General features: G+C 70.1%; 16 protein-coding genes and 2 tRNA genes. 6 read left to right on the plus strand and 12 right to left on the minus strand.

Translation table 11 applies throughout. The features are described 5' to 3' along the window. Positions 1-80: 80 nt before the first annotated feature. The 4 genes from ACI2LY_RS17545 to ACI2LY_RS17560 all read right to left on the minus strand — a co-directional run bounded on the left by ACI2LY_RS17545 (position 81) and on the right by ACI2LY_RS17560 (position 3,404). Complete coding sequence (locus tag ACI2LY_RS17545) at positions 81-746, minus strand: ATP-dependent Clp protease proteolytic subunit (RefSeq protein ID WP_404707899.1); 666 nt, start codon at positions 744-746, stop codon at positions 81-83. 70 nt (positions 747-816) lie between these two features. After that, positions 817-1,422, minus strand: a complete 606-nt coding sequence (locus ACI2LY_RS17550; RefSeq protein ID WP_031182283.1) for an ATP-dependent Clp protease proteolytic subunit — start codon at positions 1,420-1,422, stop codon at positions 817-819. Positions 1,423-1,787: 365 nt separating this feature from the next. Further along, the gene (gene tig / locus ACI2LY_RS17555; RefSeq protein ID WP_404707900.1) at positions 1,788-3,152 is read right to left on the minus strand and encodes a trigger factor; all 1,365 of its coding nucleotides are present in this window, start codon (positions 3,150-3,152) and stop codon (positions 1,788-1,790) included. A 175-nt stretch (positions 3,153-3,327) separates the two neighbouring features. Continuing rightward, positions 3,328-3,404: transfer RNA gene (locus ACI2LY_RS17560), tRNA-Pro, on the minus strand. Between the two features lie 147 nt (positions 3,405-3,551). Here ACI2LY_RS17560 and ACI2LY_RS17565 point away from each other — a divergent pair. Beyond that, positions 3,552-3,622: transfer RNA gene (locus ACI2LY_RS17565), tRNA-Gly, on the plus strand. Between the two features lie 78 nt (positions 3,623-3,700). Here the strand turns inward: ACI2LY_RS17565 and ACI2LY_RS17570 are convergent. Further along, positions 3,701-3,895 (minus strand): hypothetical protein, encoded by a 195-nt coding sequence (locus tag ACI2LY_RS17570; protein ID WP_030814126.1) that lies wholly within the window; start codon positions 3,893-3,895, stop codon positions 3,701-3,703. A 442-nt stretch (positions 3,896-4,337) separates the two neighbouring features. On the opposite strand from ACI2LY_RS17570, the gene ACI2LY_RS17575 reads away from it, so the two are divergent. Beyond that, entirely contained in the window at positions 4,338-5,483 is a 1,146-nt protein-coding gene (locus ACI2LY_RS17575) for an acyltransferase family protein (RefSeq protein WP_404707901.1), read from the plus strand. Between the two features lie 28 nt (positions 5,484-5,511). Here ACI2LY_RS17575 and ACI2LY_RS17580 read toward each other — a convergent pair whose 3' ends face one another. The 4 genes from ACI2LY_RS17580 to ACI2LY_RS17595 form a co-directional block, all read right to left on the minus strand. Beyond that, a complete protein-coding gene (locus tag ACI2LY_RS17580; RefSeq protein WP_404707902.1) occupies positions 5,512-5,964 on the minus strand; it encodes an HD domain-containing protein in 453 nt (150 codons plus the stop codon). Positions 5,965-5,987: 23 nt separating this feature from the next. Next, positions 5,988-7,160 (minus strand): PP2C family protein-serine/threonine phosphatase, encoded by a 1,173-nt coding sequence (locus tag ACI2LY_RS17585; RefSeq protein WP_388993664.1) that lies wholly within the window; start codon positions 7,158-7,160, stop codon positions 5,988-5,990. Between the two features lie 250 nt (positions 7,161-7,410). Next, a complete protein-coding gene (locus tag ACI2LY_RS17590) occupies positions 7,411-8,220 on the minus strand; it encodes an Fpg/Nei family DNA glycosylase (RefSeq protein ID WP_404707903.1) in 810 nt (269 codons plus the stop codon). A gap of 64 nt (positions 8,221-8,284) precedes the next feature. Continuing rightward, a complete protein-coding gene (locus ACI2LY_RS17595) occupies positions 8,285-8,770 on the minus strand; it encodes a ribose-5-phosphate isomerase (protein WP_404707904.1) in 486 nt (161 codons plus the stop codon). A gap of 245 nt (positions 8,771-9,015) precedes the next feature. Here ACI2LY_RS17595 and ACI2LY_RS17600 point away from each other — a divergent pair, with 245 nt between their 5' ends. Next, entirely contained in the window at positions 9,016-10,440 is a 1,425-nt protein-coding gene (locus ACI2LY_RS17600) for an amino acid permease (RefSeq protein ID WP_404707905.1), read from the plus strand. A gap of 80 nt (positions 10,441-10,520) precedes the next feature. Here ACI2LY_RS17600 and ACI2LY_RS17605 read toward each other — a convergent pair whose 3' ends face one another. Then, positions 10,521-11,099 (minus strand): biotin transporter BioY, encoded by a 579-nt coding sequence (locus ACI2LY_RS17605; protein ID WP_404707906.1) that lies wholly within the window; start codon positions 11,097-11,099, stop codon positions 10,521-10,523. A 308-nt stretch (positions 11,100-11,407) separates the two neighbouring features. On the opposite strand from ACI2LY_RS17605, the gene ACI2LY_RS17610 reads away from it, so the two are divergent. Continuing rightward, positions 11,408-12,790, plus strand: coding sequence for an amino acid permease (locus ACI2LY_RS17610; RefSeq protein WP_404707907.1), 1,383 nt, complete (start codon positions 11,408-11,410; stop codon positions 12,788-12,790). A 210-nt stretch (positions 12,791-13,000) separates the two neighbouring features. On the opposite strand, the gene ACI2LY_RS17615 is transcribed toward ACI2LY_RS17610, so the two are convergent. After that, positions 13,001-13,663, minus strand: coding sequence for a DsbA family protein (locus ACI2LY_RS17615; protein WP_404707908.1), 663 nt, complete (start codon positions 13,661-13,663; stop codon positions 13,001-13,003). 139 nt (positions 13,664-13,802) lie between these two features. On the opposite strand from ACI2LY_RS17615, the gene pepN reads away from it, so the two are divergent. Further along, a complete protein-coding gene (gene pepN, locus ACI2LY_RS17620) occupies positions 13,803-16,373 on the plus strand; it encodes an aminopeptidase N (RefSeq protein ID WP_404707909.1) in 2,571 nt (856 codons plus the stop codon). 207 nt (positions 16,374-16,580) lie between these two features. Continuing rightward, positions 16,581-17,618 carry a hypothetical protein gene (locus ACI2LY_RS17625; RefSeq protein ID WP_404707910.1) on the plus strand — a complete coding sequence of 346 codons (1,038 nt, stop codon included), beginning with the start codon at positions 16,581-16,583 and terminating at the stop codon, positions 17,616-17,618. On the opposite strand, the gene ACI2LY_RS17630 is transcribed toward ACI2LY_RS17625, so the two are convergent. Then, positions 17,615-18,082, minus strand: coding sequence for an NUDIX hydrolase (locus tag ACI2LY_RS17630; RefSeq protein WP_404707911.1), 468 nt, complete (start codon positions 18,080-18,082; stop codon positions 17,615-17,617). The genes ACI2LY_RS17625 and ACI2LY_RS17630 overlap by 4 nt on opposite strands. Between the last annotated feature and the right edge of the window lie 8 nt (positions 18,083-18,090).

Here is an 18,090-nt window from a genome sequence, read left to right on the forward strand (position 1 = left end):
GCACCGTGTTCGGGCCCCCCTTGGCAGGGTTCACTTTGACGTGCACCCTGCCAAGAAGGCCCGGACGTGCGCAACCGCGGTCAGCGGACCGATTCGTTGTTCATCTTGCGGGTGGAGATGATCTGGTCGACGATGCCGTACTCCAGCGCCTCCTCGGCCGTGAGGATCTTGTCGCGCTCGATGTCCTCGCGGATCTTCTCGATCGGCCGCTTGGTGTGCGTGGCCAGCATGTCCTCCAGCTGCTCACGCATCCGGGTGAACTCCTTGGCGATGATCTCCAGGTCGGAGAGCTGACCGCGCCCGGTGGAGCCCGCGGGCTGGTGGATCAGCACCCGCGAGTTCGGCAGCGCCATGCGCTTGCCGGGGGTACCGGCGGCGAGCAGGATGGCCGCGGCCGAGGCCGCCTGGCCCATGCACACCGTCTGGATGTCGGGCTTCACGAACTGCATGGTGTCGTAGATGGCCGTCAGGGCCGTCATGTCACCGCCGGGGCTGTTGATGTAGATCGAGATGTCCCGGTCGGGGTCCATCGACTCCAGGCACAGCAGCTGCGCCATGACGTCGTTGGCGGAGGCGTCGTCGATCTGGACGCCCAGGAAGATCACGCGCTCCTCGAAGAGCTTCGCGTACGGGTCGTACTCGCGGACGCCCTGGGAAGTGCGCTCGACGAAGCGCGGGATGATGTAACGGCTGTCGGGGCGGGGGCCCTCGTACATGCCGCTGGCGGCGCCGGGGAAGTCGTTCATGGGGTGTTCACCGTCCTGGTGGCGTTCTGGGAGCTGTCGGTGGCGTGCGTGCGGAGCGTGGCCGGGCCGGTCAGGCGCCGGTGCCGCCGCCTCCCGGAACACCCGAGGCGTGCGTGATGATCTCGTCGATGAGACCGTACTCCTTGGCCTCTTCCGGGGTGAACCAGCGGTCGCGGTCGCCGTCGCGGATGATCGCTTCCACCGTCTGGCCGGAGTGCTGGGCGGTCAGCTCGGACATCCGCTTCTTGGTGCGCAGCAGGTACTCGGCCTGGATCTTGATGTCCGAGACCGTACCGCCGAGGCCCGCGGAGCCCTGGTGCATCATGATGTCCGCGTGCGGCAGCGCGAAGCGCTTGCCCGCGGCGCCGCCGGTGAGCAGGAACTGGCCCATCGAGGCCGCCATGCCCATCGCGATCGTGACCACGTCGTTCGGGATGTACTGCATGGTGTCGTAGATCGCCATGCCGGCCGTCACCGAGCCGCCGGGGCTGTTGATGTAGAGGTAGATGTCCTTCTCGGGGTCGGCGGCGAGGAGGAGCAGCTGTGCGGTGATCTTGTTGGCGATGTCGTCGTCGACCTGCTGGCCGAGGAAGATGATCCGCTCGCCCAGCAGCCGGTTGTAGACCTGGTCACCGAGGCCACCACCGATGGAGGGCTCGCCGGCGGCGGTAGGCATCAGATTCGTCACGTATCCACCTGCTCGTCTTACGACGGCGCCGGGCCGTCTCACGTTGTCCTGCGGGGTCCTGCTGGGGCTTCGTGGGGGGCCGGTGGGCTCCCCTGCCCCTCGTATTCATGGACCCTAACGCTCTGCTCCCCCGGGTGAATCCCGTGGAAGCAGGTGTTCGCCGGGGGCGTAGAGCGCCATGGGGGTGAGCTGTGATGCCGGGTGCGGGTGCGTTGTGGCTTGTCGCGCCCCGCGGCGGAGCCGCAGATCGACACAGCCCCGCGCCCCTAAAAGCAACTGCAGCTGAACCAAGACAGCAGGCCCCCGGGAGACGCGCTCCCAAGGGCCTGCTGTCAGGTTGAGGTGCCTTGGGCTCAGCCCTCGGTCTTCTCCTCGGTGACCTCGGTGACCTCGGTGGTCTCCTCGTCCTCGTCGTCCAGGTCGACGATCTCGCCGTTGGTGTCCTTGACCGTGGCGGACTCGACGACGACGGCCAGGGCCTTGCCGCGGGCGACCTCGCCGACGAGGAGGGGCACCTGGCCACCCTCGACGACGGCCTGGGCGAACTGGTCGGGGGACATGCCGGAGGAGGCGGCGCGGCGCATGAGGTGCTCGGTGAGCTCCTCCTGGTTGACGCCGAGGTTCTCCTTCTTCACCAGCTCGTCCAGGACGAACTGGGTCTTGATGCCCTTGACCGCGGCCTCACGGGTCTCGGTGTCGAACTCCTCGGCGGTCTTGCCCTGGATCTCCAGGTACTTGTCGAGGGTCAGGCCCATCTGGCCGAGCTGGTGGTGCTCCAGGTTGTGCTTGCGGGTGTTGACCTCGTCCTCGAGGAGCTTCTCGGGGACGGGGACCTCGACCAGCTCGAGGAGCTTGTCGAGCACGCGCTCCTGGGCCTGGGTGGCCTGGTCGTACTGCTTCATGTTGGCCAGGCGCTTGGTGCTGTCGGCCTTCAGCTCGTCCAGGGTGTCGAACTCGGACGCGAGCTGCGCGAAGTCGTCGTCCAGCGCGGGCAGTTCGCGGGCGGCGACCTGGGTGACCTTGACGGTGACCTCGGCCTCGCGGCCCGCGGCGGAGCCACCCTTCAGCTCGGAGGTGAAGGTGCCCTCCTCACCGGCGGACAGGCCCTTGACGGCGTCGTCGATGCCGTCGAGCAGCTCGCCGGAGCCGATGGTGTAGGAGACGCCGCTGGCGACGCCGTCCTCCAGGACCTCGCCGTCGACCTTGGCCTCGAGGTCGATCGTGATGACGTCGCCGTCCTCGGCGGCACGCTCGACCGGGGAGGTGGAGGCGAAGCGCTCACGGAGCTGCTCGACCGACTTCTCGACGTCCTCGTCGCTGACCTCGATGGCGTCGACCTCGACCTCGATGCCGGAGTAGTCCGGGATCTCCAGGGTCGGGCGGATGTCGACCTCGGCGGTGAAGTTCAGCGTCTCGCCGTCCTTCAGCTCGGTGATGTCGACCTCGGGCTGGCCCAGCGGGGTCAGCTCGGCCTCGTTGACCGCCTCGGTGTAGAACTTCGGGAGCGCGTCGTTGACGGCCTCCTCGAGCACGGCGCCCCGACCGAACCGCTGGTCGATGACGCGGGCCGGGATCTTGCCCTTGCGGAAGCCCTTCACCGTGACCTGCTGGTTGATCTTCTGGTACGCCGCGTCGAGGCTGTCCTTGAGCTCCTCGAAGGGCACCTCGACAGTGAGCCGAACCCGAGTCGGGTTCAGGGTCTCCACGGCGCTCTTCACGGTTCGGTCTCCTTGTGGCTGACTTCTTGGGTTCTGCCGGAGCCAGAGGGCACCGGCGGATAGCCGCCCGGAGGAGTAGCAGGCCATGAGGCCGGACACACGGGCGCGCAGCTTGCATAGTAACCGCAGCCGGTCAGCGCCCCAAAAGGCGATCATCACGACACCGTGGGCCAAGTGGTCGGGGTGGCGGGATTTGAACCCACGGCCTTCCGCTCCCAAAGCGGACGCGCTACCAAGCTGCGCCACACCCCGTCTGGTGCGAGTCGTAGGGTACATGCCCCGGACGGGCGCGTCGTCGCGTAGCGCGGGGGCTTCCGGAGCACGTCAGGTTGGCCTCCGCGCCGAGGTACCCGCTACGATGCTCCCGTACCGCGGTCACCGACTTGCGGTGCGCTCCTCGCGGGCGTAGCTCAATGGTAGAGCCCTAGTCTTCCAAACTAGCTACGCGGGTTCGATTCCCGTCGCCCGCTCTTCATGATTCAGGGGCCCGGCAGCCGCTTCGACGGTGCCGGGCCCCTGAGCCGTTTCCGGGGGCACGTCGGGCCCCCTCAGAAGCTGATCGAGTTGACCATCTCCGCTATCGAGTTGAGGAAGCGGCTGATGGAGGGCGCCATCCCGGTGGAGGCGAGGAAGAAACCGAAGAGGATGGCCACGATGGCCGGGCCCGCCTTGATGTTCCCTCCTCGCATCAACACCACCAGGATGATCGCCAACAGCAGCACCACGGACAGTGAAATGGCCACAACTGATCACACCCTCGGTCGGTTCGCTCTCCCGGCCTGGAGGCACCGTGCAGCACACCTCCGCCAGAACCATCGTGCCACCAACCCGCCCTCTGTATGCGGCTCGTGACACATCGTCGGCCAACCGTCCCGGCGCGCGGCCCGGCCCGGCCGCCGCTCCAGGGCCCCATCAGGGGTGTCGGCGACGGTAATTGCCCAACATCATTTCCATACCCACACATCGGCGGGGCGGGTAATTCGAATTGCGCGGCGACCGGTCGATCATGACCCAATTAGGCTGGATTAATCGGGACATCCAGCAACAAAGAGCCCGCTCTATTGTGCTCGCCATCACCCTGGTGACATCGGCAAGTTGTGCGATTTCCGGGGTATTCGAAGCCGATAAACGTGAATGACCTGGATGGTTTTACGGACTCACACACGCGAGGCTAGGGTGCCTGAGATGTTCGACGCCTCCCCGTCCCCCGGCCAGACCCGCGCGCCCACGCTCCCGGCTGCCCAGCCGGTGCCGGAGAGATCCGCCAGGAAGCGCGACTCGTTCTTCGACAACGCGAAGTACCTGGCGATCGTGCTCGTGGCGATGGGGCACTCGTGGGAGGCGCTGTACTCGGACAGCCGGATACTCCGGGCGCTCTACATCTTCGTCTACACCTTCCACATGCCGGCGTTCATCATCATCTCCGGCTACTTCTCGCGCAGTTTCGACATGCGGCCGGACCGGCTGAAGCGGCTGATCACCGGGGTCGCCGTGCCGTACGTCGTCTTCGAGACGGTCTACTCCCTCTTCCGCGACCACTTCGGCGAGGACTCCGAGACCGGGATCACCCTGCTCGACCCGTACTTCCTGTGCTGGTTCCTGGCGGCGCTGTTCGTGTGGCGGCTGACCACCCCGCTGTGGAAGGTGGTGCGCTGGCCGCTGCCGCTGGCCCTCGGCATCGCCATGCTGGCGACCGTCTCCCCCTCGATCAGCAACGACCTGGACTTCCAGCGGCTGTTGCAGTTCCTGCCCTGCTTCGTGCTGGGGCTGTGCCTGAAACCGGAGCACTTCCGGCGCGTACGCACCCGCGCCATGCGGATCGCCTCGGTGCCCGTCGTCGCGGGCGCGCTGGCCTTCGCCTGGCTGGTGGTGCCGCACCTCGACTTCGGCTGGTTCTACCGCCGGGACGCGGCCCAGGAGATGGGCGCGCCGTGGTGGTACGGGCCGCTGATGGCGCTGGCCCTGTTCGCCTGCTCGGTGGTCCTGACAGCCTGCTTCCTGGCCTGGGTGCCGGGGCGCCGGATGTGGTTCACCTCGCTGGGCACGGGCACGATCTGCGGCTATCTGCTGCACGGCTTCGTCCTCAAGTACACCCGCTGGGAGGGCTGGTACGACGCGCACTGGCTGCACACCCCGCTCGGCGCGGTCCTGGTGACGTCCTTCGCGGTCGCGGTCGTCACGGTGCTGTGCACGGCCCCGGTACGCCGGGTGTTCCGCTTCGTGATGGAGCCGAAGATGGAATGGGCCTTCAAGCGGGACCCCGCCCAGCAGGCGCGGGAGCGTCAGCACGAGGGGCCGAGGCAGCCCGTACGGGAGAAGGCGAGCGTGTAGCGCCTCCCCTCACCCCTGTCGCCTCCCCTCACCCCTGTTCCGGCTGGCCGAGAAGCGCGCGCATCCGTGCGTACTTCCCGGCCAGTCGCGTGCGGGTCGGCTCGTCCAGCACCGCGAGGCGGGCCGGGTCGGCGTTGTGCGCGAGGTCGGCGTGCTTGACCAGGGGGGCGCCCGGTGTGGCGAGGATGCGGCGCGCGTACTCCTCGGGCGGCTCACCGGCCCGCTTGGTGAGGGCGAGCACGATGGCCTTGGTGCGTGCGGTGAGCGCGGCACCGGCCAGCCACTCCTCGGTGAGCGCGTCGTCCTCGACGGCGTCGTGCAGCCAGGCCGCCGCGATCTGCTCCTCGTCACCGCCGCGTTCCCGTACGCCCTCGGCGACGGCGGCGAGGTGTTCGGCGTAGGGACGGCCCGCCTTGTCGGTCTGTCCGGCGTGGGCCCGGCGGGCGAGGTCTTCGACCTGGGCAACGGTGAGCGGTGTCATCGGCCCAGTCTGGCACCGGGGGTTCAGCGGACGGGCGCGGATGCCTCGCGGCAGATCAGCAGCAGCGCGCGGTCGTCGTTGACGTCCTTGGCGACGGCCTCGATGAGGTGCCAGGCGGCGCCGTGGAAGCCGCCCGCGACATAGCGGTCCGCCTCGCCGGTGAGGCGGTCGATGCCCTCGGCGATGTCCCGGTCGGAGGCTTCCACCAGGCCGTCGGTGAAGAGCATCAGGACGTCGCCGGGCCGCAGGGTGCCCTTCTTGGAGTCGAACTGGGCGCCGTCGTACACCCCGAGCAGCGGGCCCTCGGCGGCCGTCTCCTCCCAGCGGCCGGTGCCCGCGCTGAGCTGGAGGCCCGGCGGGTGGCCCGCGGAGTACAGCTCGTAGTCGCCGGAGTCGAGGTCGAGCACCAGGTGGATGGAGGTGGCGAAGCCCTCGTCCCAGTCCTGGCGGAGCAGATAGCCGTTGGCGGCGGGCAGGAAGGAGTGCGGGGGCAGCGAGCCGATCAGGCCGCCGAAGGCGCCGGACAGCAGCAGGGCGCGGGAACCGGCGTCCATGCCCTTGCCGGAGACGTCGGTGAGGACGACCTCCAGGGTGCGGCCATTGTTGGTGCGGGCGGCGACGACGAAGTCACCGGAGAAGGACTGGCCGCCCGCCGGGCGCAGTGCCATCTCCTGGTGCCAGCCCCGGGGCAGCTTGGGCAGCTCGCTCTGGGCCCGGATGCGTTCGCGGAGGTCGAAGAGCATGGTGCCGCCGCGCCGCCAAGGCACGCCGACCCGGCTGCGGAACTGCGCGGTCAGCAGCCCGAAGAGGCCGCAGGCGGCGACGACCAGCACGATGCCGGGGGTGACCCTGGAGGGTCCCTCGGTGTACGGCCCGAGCTGCACCGATTCCACGATGAGGGCGGCGGCGGCCGTGGCGTACAGGCCGAGCAGGCTGGCCGGGCGCAGCACCAGTCCGCCCGCGACGATCGGGATGACGAGGGTGGCCGGGGAGCACCAGACGGAGTTGGCCAGTGTGAGGGCCATGAGCGCGGGAATGGTGAGGAGCAGGCCGACCAAGGCGATCCAGTCGGGGCCGTCGCCGCGGAAGTAGTCCACCGCGCTTCTGCGCAGCGCGACGCGGACCCGGTGCCACTGCATCTTCCACCGGGCCGTGAACGTCTCGGCCTTCGCGCGCCGTTCTCGTCCTGCTGCCATCAGTTCGGGACCCTATCCATCCAACCGGCCGCATGGCACGGGAGGTCCCACTTGTCCCCCGTGCGAGGCTCCGCTTCGCGTTTCGGCCCCGCGTCACGACCACGCCGTCCGACTACACAGTGAACGGCACGAACGGCCGTCGCGCTGCCACCCGGCGGAAATTCCCCGCCCTGTTCGGCGGCGGGCTGCGGGCCTGGCACGACGGAACGGGGCGCACGACCGGTTCACGGATGCGCACGGGGCGCACGGGTCAGCCGAGTTGGCAGGCGGGGCACCAGAAGAGGTTGCGGGCGGCGAGGTCGGCGGTACGGATCTCGGTGCCGCAGATGTGGCAGGGCAGGGTGGCCCGGCGGTAGACGTAGACCTCGCCGCCGTGGTCGTCGACGCGGGGCGGGCGGCCCATCGCCTCGGGGGTGTGTTCGGGGCGGACGGTGTCGATGCGGTTGTGGCGCACGCCGTCGCGCATCAGCGCCACGAGGTCGGCCCAGATCGCGTCCCACTCGGCCCGGGTGAGGTCGCGGCCGGTGCGGTAGGGGTCGATGCCGTGCCGGAAGAGGACCTCGGCGCGGTAGACGTTGCCGACTCCGGCGATGGTCTTCTGGTCCATCAGCAGTGCGGCGACGGAGGTGCGGCTGCGGCTGATCCGCCGGTAGGCGACGGCCGGGTCGGCGTCGGGGCGCAGCGGGTCCGGGCCGAGGCGGTCGTGGACGGCGCGCTTCTCGGCGTCGGTGATCAGGGCGCAGGTGGTGGGGCCGCGCAGGTCGACGTAGGCGGTGTCGTTGGCGAGGCGGAGCCGGACGGTGTCGGTCGGCGGGGGCGCGGGGGCCGGGCCGAAGGCGACCTTGCCGAAGAGGCCGAGGTGGATGTGGACCCAGTCGCTGTCGCGGAAGCCGAGGAAGAGGTGCTTGCCGTGGGCGTCGGTGGTGGTCAGCTCGGCGCCGTCCAGCAGCTCGGCGGCGTCGGTGAACTTGCCCTGGGGGCTGGTGACCAGCGGGGCGGTGCCGCGAAAGCGCTCGGCGTAGTCCTGCGCCAGCCGGTGGATCGTGTGCCCTTCTGGCAAGGCCGGAGGGTCCTTCCTCGGGTGCGGGCCCCCGCCACGGTCGGGCGGCGGGGGCGGCGCGGGGTTACTGCTGGGGGTGGTGCGCCGGGATGGGCGGGAGGTCGCCGGTGTTCTCGTAGTCCGTGAGCATGTCGATGCGGCGGGAGTGGCGCTCCTCGCCGGTGAACGGGGTGTTCAGGAAGATCTCGACGAACTTGGTCGCCTCGTCCTCGGTGTGCTGCCGGGCGCCGACGGCGATGACGTTGGCGTCGTTGTGCTCGCGGCCGAGCGCGGCGGTGGCCTCGCTCCAGGCGAGGACGGCGCGCACCCCCTTCACCTTGTTGGCGGCGATCTGCTCGCCGTTGCCGGAACCGCCGATGACGATGCCGAGGGAGCCGGGGTCGGCCACCGTGCGCTCAGCCGCCCGGAGGCAGAAGGGCGGGTAGTCGTCCTGGGCGTCGTAGATGTGCGGCCCGCAGTCGACGGGCTCGTGCCCCGCCGCCTTCAGCCACTCGACGAGGTGGTTCTTGAGTTCGTAGCCCGCATGGTCGGAGCCGAGATACACGCGCATGCACCGAGTGTGTCACGCCCGATTCCGGGCAGCAGCTCCGGGTTCGACAGGAGATATGTGAGGCAGACCATAGAACCTCAAGGGAACCTCAAGTAACAATCCGGATTCAGAGGTTCCCGAATTCGTTCCCCTCAGATTCACTGGACCGCCTCGTACACCGCTCGTGCGAGACCCCGTACGACGACGTACGACTGCTTCGCCGTACGTACGGGAACCGCTCCACCTGGCGCAAAGGAATTCCGCCCATGTCCCATGGTTCCGGGCTGCAAGCAGGTCTCAAGAACCGTCACCTTTCGATGATCGCCATCGGTGGTGTGATCGGCGCCGGCCTTTTCGTCGGCTCCAGTACGGGTATCGCCACGGCGGGACCCGGCATCCTGCTGTCCTACGCCCTCGTCGGCACGCTCGTCGTCCTCGTGATGCGGATGCTGGGCGAGATGTCGGCGGCGAACCCGACCTCCGGCTCCTTCTCCGCGCACGCCGACCGTGCGCTGGGTCGCTGGGCCGGTTTCTCCATCGGCTGGCTGTACTGGTTCTTCTGGGTCGTGGTGCTCGCCGTCGAGGCGACGGCCGGCGCGAAGATCCTGGAGGGCTGGATACCGGCCGTCCCGCAATGGGGCTGGGCGCTGATCGTGATGCTGGTGCTCACGGCCACCAACCTGGTCTCCGTCGGCTCCTACGGTGAGTTCGAGTTCTGGTTCGCCGGGATCAAGGTCGTGGCGATCGGCGCGTTCATCGTCGTCGGCGCCCTCGCGATCTTCGGTGTGCTGCCGGGTGCCCACACCGACAAGGCGGGCCTGTCCAACCTCACCGCCCACGGCGGCTTCCTGCCGCACGGTCCGGGCGCGATCCTCACCGGTGTGCTGCTGGTCGTCTTCTCCTTCATGGGCTCCGAGATCGCCACGCTGGCGGCCGGTGAGTCGGAGAACCCGCAGCGCGCGGTCACCAAGTCGACCAACAGCATCATCTGGCGCATCGCGGTCTTCTACCTGGGCTCAATCCTCGTCGTGGTCTCGCTGCTGCCGTGGAACGACCCGTCGATCAAGACCGACGGTTCCTACGTCGCCGCACTGAACTCCCTCGGTATCGCGCACGCCGGTCAGATCATGAACTTCATCGTGCTGACCTCGGTGCTGTCCTGCCTGAACTCGGGTCTGTACACCGCGTCCCGCATGGCCTTCTCGCTCGGTGAGCGGGGTGACGCCCCGAAGATGTTCGCCAAGACCAACGCCCGCGGTGTGCCGATGGCGGCCATCCTGGCCTCGGTGCTGTTCGGCTTCGTCGCGGTGTTCTTCAACTACAAGTTCCCGGACTCGGTCTTCCTGTTCCTGGTGAACTCCAGCGGCGCGGTCGCGCTCTTCGTGTGGCTGGTCATCTGCTTCTCGCAGCTGCGGATGCGGAAGATCATCCAGCGGGAGGCGCCGGAGAAGCTCGTCGTGAAGATGTGGCTGTACCCGTACCTCACCTGGGCCACGGCCGCGATGATCGTCTTCGTCCTCGGCTACATGCTGACCGACACGGAGCATGACGGCCGCGAGACGGTCCTGCTGTCCCTGATGGTGGCGGCGGTGGTCCTGATCATCGCCTTCGTCAAGCAGTCGATCACGGCGAAGAAGACCCAGCCGGAGATCCCGGCCACCGAGGACCCGGAGAAGGTCCCGGCGGCCTAGCCACCGGCCCCCGCACCTGACGCGGACACGAAAGAGCCCCGGGACCAGTTCATGGTCCCGGGGCTCTTCGGCGCTTGGGGTCAGCTCTTGTTCGTCAGCTTCCACGCCGTGGGCAGTGCGCCCATCGCCAGGGCGGCCTTCAGGGCGTCGCCGATGAGGAAGGGGGTGAGGCCCGCCGCGATGGCCGCCGTGGCGGACATGTGGGCCGCGAAGGCGAGGTAGGGGACGCCGACGGCGTAGATGATGGCCTCGCCCAGGAGCATCGTCCCGGCCATGCGCAGCGGCGAGCGGTCCGCGCCGCGGCGGGCCAGGGCGCCGACGGCCGCGGCGGCGAGCAGCATGCCGAGGACGTAGCCGAAGGAGACCGACAGGCCGGAGCCGCCCTGGGCGAACCACGGCACCCCGGCGAGGCCCGCGGCGGCGTACAGCGCGAGGGCGGCGACACCGCGGCGGGCGCCGAGCGTCGTGCCGACCAGCAGTGCGGCGAAGGTCTGTCCCGTCACCGGCACCGGGGAGCCGGGCACCGGCACCGCGATCTGGGCCGCGAGACCGGTGAGCGCCGCGCCGCCGAGCACGAAGGCGGCGTCGCGCACGCGCGAGGACGGAAGGAGGTCGGCGAGGACGGCGCCGGGCCGGGCGGTGACGCTGGCGGTGCTCATGGGGACTCCGCGGGTGTGTGGACAGGGACAGGGGGCAACATCTGGACGCTATACCGGCCCGCACGCGCCGATCACCGTCTGTGCTCGACAAAGGCGTGAACAGCGGCTTGGTGGGCTTCGCACAAAGGATGCGTCGTACACCGGATGCGGCGTGATACCCGTCACCGACCTCTCCGCCGTACGGTAAGTGGACGTAAGCATTCCGTAAGCGAGGCGTCCGCATACCGGACACACCCCCTACCCGCAGGCCGACTTCGCCCAGACTGGGGGAGTTTTTACCCACCTACCGCACTGGACGAGCCGCGCCGATGCCCAGCACCACCACGCAAGCGCCGCAGGAGCAGCAGCAGGGCGTCCCGCTCTCCTCCGGCCTCAAACAGCGCCACCTGTCCATGATCGCCCTGGGCGGTGTGATCGGCGCGGGCCTGTTCGTCGGCTCCGGCGCCGGTATCGCCGCCGCGGGCCCGTCCATCGTCGTCGCCTACACCCTCTCCGGACTGCTGGTCCTGCTGGTGATGCGGATGCTGGGCGAACTGTCGTCGGCGTACCCGTCGTCGGGTTCGTTCTCCGCGCACGCCGAGCGGGCGATCGGGCCGTGGGCCGGGTTCACCGTCGGCTGGTCGTTCTGGGTCATGCAGTGCACGGTCGTCGGCCTGGAGGGCATCGGCGCCGGGAAGATCGTCAGCGGCTGGCTGCCGGGGACCCCGCAGTGGGCCTGGGTCGCGCTGTTCATGCTGGTCTTCTGCGGGGCGAACCTGACCGCGGTGAAGAACTTCGGCGAGTTCGAGTTCTGGTTCGCCGCCCTGAAGGTCGCCGCGATCTGCGCGTTCCTGCTGCTCGGCGTGCTGGCCATCGCGGGCGTGCTGCCCGGCACCCACTCCCCCGGCACCTCCCACCTCACCGACCTCCTGCCCCACGGGAGCCAGGGCCTGGTCCTCGGCCTGCTCGCGTCGGTGTTCGCGTACGGCGGTCTGGAGACGGTGACCATCGCGGCCGCCGAGTCCGAGGACCCGGTCCGGGGCGTGGCGAGCGCGGTGCGCACCACGATGTGGCGGATCGCGCTGTTCTACATCGGCTCGATGGCCGTCGTGGTCACCCTGGTGCCGTGGGACTCGAAGGAGGTCGTGGAGCGCGGCCCGTACGTCGCCGCCCTGGACACCCTCGGCATCCCCGGCGCGGGCCAGGTGATGGACGTCGTGGTGCTGGCCGCGCTGCTCTCCGCGATGAACGCCAACATCTACGGCTCCTCGCGCATGCTGCACTCCCTCGTCCAGCGGGGCCTGGGCCCGAGGGTGCTGGCGAGGGTGTCCGGCGGGGTGCCCCGGATCGCGGTCCTGGTCTCGTCGGTGTTCGGCTTCGGCTGTGTGCTGCTGAGCTACTGGCGTCCGGACGACGTGTTCATGTGGCTGCTGAACATGATCGGCGCGGTCATCCTGGTCGTCTGGATCTTCGTCGGCGTCTCCCAGCTCCTGCTGCGCCGCCGCGCCGAGCGGGCCGGTGAGGCGCCGCCCGCCGTGCGGATGTGGGCGTTCCCGTGGCTGACCTGGGCCGCGCTGCTGGGCATGGTGGTGATCCTGGTCCTGATGGCCGAGCAGCCCGACACGCGCGTACAGCTGTACTCCACCGGCGGCCTGACCCTGGCCCTGGCGGCGGCCGGGTACGTCCGACAGCGGGCGCGCGCCCGTAGCTGAGCCCTTCCCGACAGGCCCCCGCGTGGACGACACGCGGGGGCCTTCGCGTACCCCCGTACCCAAGACCCGCGTTCTGTTGCTAGCGTGTAGTTGCAAGTAACTTGCAATAAGGCTCCCGCCTCGTGATCGTCTTCTCAACCTTCACCGGCGGGCGGATGAAGGAAGCCCCCCGCGAGGACAGGACTCGCGGGGGGCTTCTTCACGCGCCGGTCAGAGGTTGCTGAAGTCCGGGCCGACCGTGCGGCTGCGCTTCAGCTCGTAGAAGCCCGGTACCGAGGCGACCGCGACGGTGCCGTCCCACAGGCGGGCCGCCGCCTCGCCCTTGGGGGCCGGGGTGACCACGGGGCCGAAGAAGGCGATCTGCTCGCCGTCCGGGCCGGGGACCGCGATGACCGGGGTGCCCACGTCCTGGCCGACCTTCTCGATGCCCTCCTTGTGGGAGGCGCGCAGCTCGGCGTCGAACTCGAAGTCGGTCTGGTCGAAGTAGTCGATCAGGTCGGCGGGCAGGCCGACCTCGGCGAGCGCGCCCACGACGGCCTCGCGGGTCGGGCCCTCGCCCTCGTTGTGGATACGGGTGCCGAGCGCGGTGTACAGCGGGCCGAGGACGTCCGCGCCGTGCTTCTGCCAGGCGGCGGTGACCACCCGGACCGGCTGCCACGCCTTGGTGGCGAGCATGTCCCGGTACTCCTCGGGCAGCTCGTCGATCCGGGGCTCGTTGAGGACGGCGAGGCTCATGATGTGCCAGCGGACCTCGATGTCACGGACCTTCTCCACCTCCAGCACCCAGCGGGAGGTCATCCAGGCCCAGGGGCAGAGCGGGTCGAACCAGAAGTCCACCGGGGTCTTGCCCGACGTGGTCGCGGTCTCGGACATGTCTCTCCTCGCGAGAAGGTCTTTTCCAGCGGCAACAGCGCCCCCCGCCCCGCAATTCCCCGCTGCCGCCGGTCAGGGCCGCATGGCAGGATCGTGCCGTTCAGAGCCTGAATCTTGCGACCCCAAGGGAGTGCCGCCCGTGCCCGGTGAGAATCTGTCCCGCGACGAGGCCCGCGAGCGAGCCGCCCTGCTGTCCGTCGACGGGTACGACGTGGCGCTGGACCTGCGCTCCGCCGTGGGCGAGTCCGACGGCGAGCCCCGCACCTTCCGCTCGGTGACCACGATCCGTTTCCGCTGCGCCGAGCCGGGCGCGACCAGCTTCGCCGACCTGATCGCGCCGAGCGTGACCTCGGTGACGCTCAACGGCCGCGATCTCGACCCCGGCGAGGTGTTCGACGGCACCCGGATCGCGCTCACGGACCTGGCCGCCGACAACGAGCTGACCGTGGACGCCCAGTGCGCCTACTCCCGCACCGGCGAGGGCCTGCACCGCTTCGTGGACCCCGAGGACGGCGAGGTCTACCTCTACACCCAGTACGAACCGGCCGACTCCCGGCGGGTGTTCGCCAACTTCGAGCAGCCCGACCTCAAGGCGCCCTACCGCTTCGAGGTGCGCGCCCCCGAGGGCTGGACGGTGTGGAGCAACGGCGCCGGTGAACTCACCGACGGTGTCTGGCGGTTCGCGGAGACCAAGCCGATCTCGACGTACATCACCTGCGTGGTCGCGGGCCCGTACCACTACGTCACGGACTCCTACGAGCGCGTGCTGGAGGACGGGTCCACGCTGGAGATCCCGCTCGGCGCGATGTGCCGCAAGGGTCTGGCGCCCTACTTCGACGCCGACGACATCTTCCTGATCACCAAGCAGGGCCTGGACTTCTTCCACGAGAACTTCGACTACCCGTACCCCTTCGGGAAGTACGACCAGGCGTTCGTGCCCGAGTACAACCTCGGGGCGATGGAGAACCCCGGACTGGTGACCTTCCGGGAGGAGTACATCTTCCGGGGCAAGGTCACGCAGGCGTCGTACGAGGCGCGGGCCAACGTGATCCTGCACGAGATGGCGCACATGTGGTTCGGCGACCTCGTCACCATGGTCTGGTGGGACGACCTGTGGCTGAAGGAGTCCTTCGCGGACTTCATGGGCACCTTCGGCAACGTCGGCGCGACCCGGTTCAAGGACGCCTGGACGACGTTCGCCAACCGCCGCAAGGCATGGGCGTACCGCGCCGACCAGCTGCCCTCCACGCACCCCATCACCGCCGACATCCGCGACCTCCAGGACGCCAAGCTCAACTTCGACGGCATCACCTACGCCAAGGGCGCCTCCGTCCTCAAGCAGCTGGTGGCGTACGTCGGCCAGGACGCCTTCCTGGAGGGCGCCCGGCGCTACTTCAAGCGGCACGCCTACGGCAACACCCGGCTGGCGGACCTGCTGTCGGTGCTGGGCGAGACCAGCGGACGGGACATGTCGGCGTGGTCCCGCTCCTGGCTCCAGACGGCCGGGGTCAACTCCCTGACTCCGCAGGTGCTGTTGGACGACGAGGGCCGGATCGCGGAGCTGGCCGTGGTGCAGGAGGCGCCGGAGTCGCATCCCGAACTGCGCCCGCACCGGGTGAAGGTGGGGCTGTACCGCCTCACCCCCGAGGGGGAGCTGAAGCGGTACTCCTGTGAGGAGCTGGATGTCGACGGGCCCCGCACGGTCGCCGGGTACACGGTCGGCGCCGAGGCTCCCGACCTCGTCCTGGTCAACGACGACGACCTCACCTACTGCAAGATCCGCTTCGACGAGACCTCCCTCGCCACCCTCCGCGAGCACCTCGGCGACCTGACCGACCCCCTCGCCCGCGCCCTGTGCTGGTCCGCGCTGTGGAACCTGACGCGGGACGGCCTGCTGCCCGCGCGGGAGTTCGTGGCGCTGGTGCTGCGGTTCGCGGGCCGGGAGTCCGACATCGGCGTGCTCCAGATGCTGCACGCCTGGGCCGGTACCGCCCTGGAGCGGTACGCGGCGCCCGAGTGGCGGGCGGCGGGCGGCGAACTGCTGGCGCAGGGCGCGCTGAAGGAGCTGCGGGCCGCCGGGCCGGGCAGCGAACAGCAGCTGGCCTGGGCGCGGTTCTTCGCCACGGTCGCCTCCGGCCCGGCCGACCTGGCCCTGCTGACGGAGCTGCTGGACGGCACCGAGACGGTCGAGGGCCTGGCCCTGGACCAGGAGCTGCGCTGGGCGTTCCTGGAGCCGCTGGCCGCGCACGGGGTGGCCGACGAGGAGGTGCTCGCGGCCGAACTGGCCCGCGACGACACCGCGTCGGGCAAGCGGCACCAGGTGCGCTGTCTGGCCGCGCGGCCCTCGGCGGCGGTCAAGGCGCAGGCGTGGGCGCAGGTCGTGGAGTCGGACGCCCTGTCCAACGCGCTGGTGGAGGCGACCATCGCGGGCTTCGGCCAGCCGGGGCAGCGGGAGCTGACGGCGCCGTACGTGGAGAAGTACTTCGCGGCGCTCGAGCGGGTGTGGCGGGAGCGGTCGATCCAGATCGCCATGCACCTCGTCAGCGGGCTGTTCCCGGCGTACCAGGACCGGCCGGAGACCCTGGCGGCGACCGACGCGTGGCTGGCGGAGCACGCGGACGCGGCCCCGGCGCTGCGGCGGCTGGTGCTGGAGGCGCGGGACGACCTGGCACGGGCGCTGCGCGCACAGGAGTGCGACGCCGACGCCTGATCTTTGGCCTGAGCTTCATCGCCCGGTGACCGTTACGGAATCCGGGCACGGCGACCCGTAACCCCTGGTCCTCCCCCGAACGGACCAGGGGTTTTCGCGGCCTATTCGGCACCCGAACACCCGTCCTTTAGTACCGTGTTGTCCGCATTTTTCGACGGCTGTGTAACAGCGGTTACGGGTGGGCCGGAAGTAGGGCATTCCAGAGCCATGACGCACGACACCCCGCTCTCCCCCCGCCCGCTCCGCCACCTCACCGAGGTCCACCGCCGGGTCCTGACCGCCGCCCAGCTGCGCACCCACGGGGTGACGACGGCCGAGCTGAACGAGCGGTGCCGGGCCGACGGCCCCTGGCGGCTGCTGTTGCCCAACGTGGTCCTGCTGCACTCCGGGGCGCCCACGAGCGAGGAGCGCCTGCACGGCGCGCTGCTGTACGGCTCCCGCGAGTCGGTGCCGGGTGTGCCCGCCCAGCCGGGCGCGGGCGACCCGCACCGGGGGGCCTACGCGGAGGCGATGCTCACCGGCCTGGCCGCGCTGGCCCTGCACGGGCTGCCGTCCGCTCCCCCGCTGGTGTCCCTGGAGCGGATCGACGTCCTGGTCCCGAGGCTGCGCCGACTGCGCTCGACCGGGTACGTGCGGGTGGTGCGCACCCCGGACCTCCCCGTCGCCCGGCCGGTGGCGGGTCTGCCGGTGGCGCCGGTGGTACGGGCGGTGGCGGACGCGGTGGCCCACCTGAGCGACGCGGACACGGTACGGCGGCTGCTGGCCGAGGCGGTGCGCGACGGGCACTGCGATCCGGCCGCGCTGGTACGGGAGTTGACCGAGGCGAGGCTGATGGGCCGGGCCCATGTGGTGGACGCGGTGGACTCCCTGGTGGCCGAGGGCCGCGCGGTCGCGGAGGACCGGCTGTACCGGATGGTCACCGGGTACGGGCTGCCCGACCCGGTGTGGAACGTGGACCTGCGGCTGCCCGGCGGCCCCCACCTGGGCGGGCTCGACGCCTACTGGCCCGAGCAGGCGGTCGCCGTCGAGCTGGACACCCGGGCCCCGCGCCAGGACGAGGACGCGACCTGGTCGGAGTACGCCCGCAAGCGGGAGCACCTGGAGCGGCTCGGGATCACGGTCGTGCACATCACCCCGAGGAAGCTGAGGGAGTCGGCGGAGCAGCAGGCCGCGGTGGTCCGCACGGCACTGATGGCCGCCGGTGACCGCGATCCGGCGGCGTACGTGGTGGTGCTGCCCCGCTAGGGCGTCTCGCTCAGCGCGCCCAGGCGGCCGGTGGGCGGGCGGTCGCGCCACAGGCGCAGGGCGGTGTCGATCAGGGAGACACGGGGCAGCCCGGACACCGCGTCGAGGTCGTGCCAGGCGGCGAGGTCGGTGGAGCCGCCCACCTCGTTGCGCAGTTCGCCGCCGGTGACGTGCGCCGCGTACAGCAGCCGGACGCCGTGGTGGTCGACGGCGCGGCCGGGGAAACGGCCGGGCAGCACCGCCCGGTTGGTGTGCACGCCGAGCAGGTCGGTCACCTCCACCCGGTAGCCGGTCTCCTCCGTCACCTCGCGGCGCACGGTGTCGTACGGGTCCTCGCCGAACTCGGCGCCGCCGCCCGGCAGTACCCACTCATGGCCACCGCCGCGCGCGGGTGAGCGGGCGAGCAGGAGCTGTCCGTCCCGGACACACACGGCGTAGGCCGCCACCCTCAACTTACGTCGCATGCCCGGAC

Source organism: Streptomyces sp. NPDC002176, from assembly GCF_044903645.1.
GTDB lineage: Bacteria > Actinomycetota > Actinomycetes > Streptomycetales > Streptomycetaceae > Streptomyces.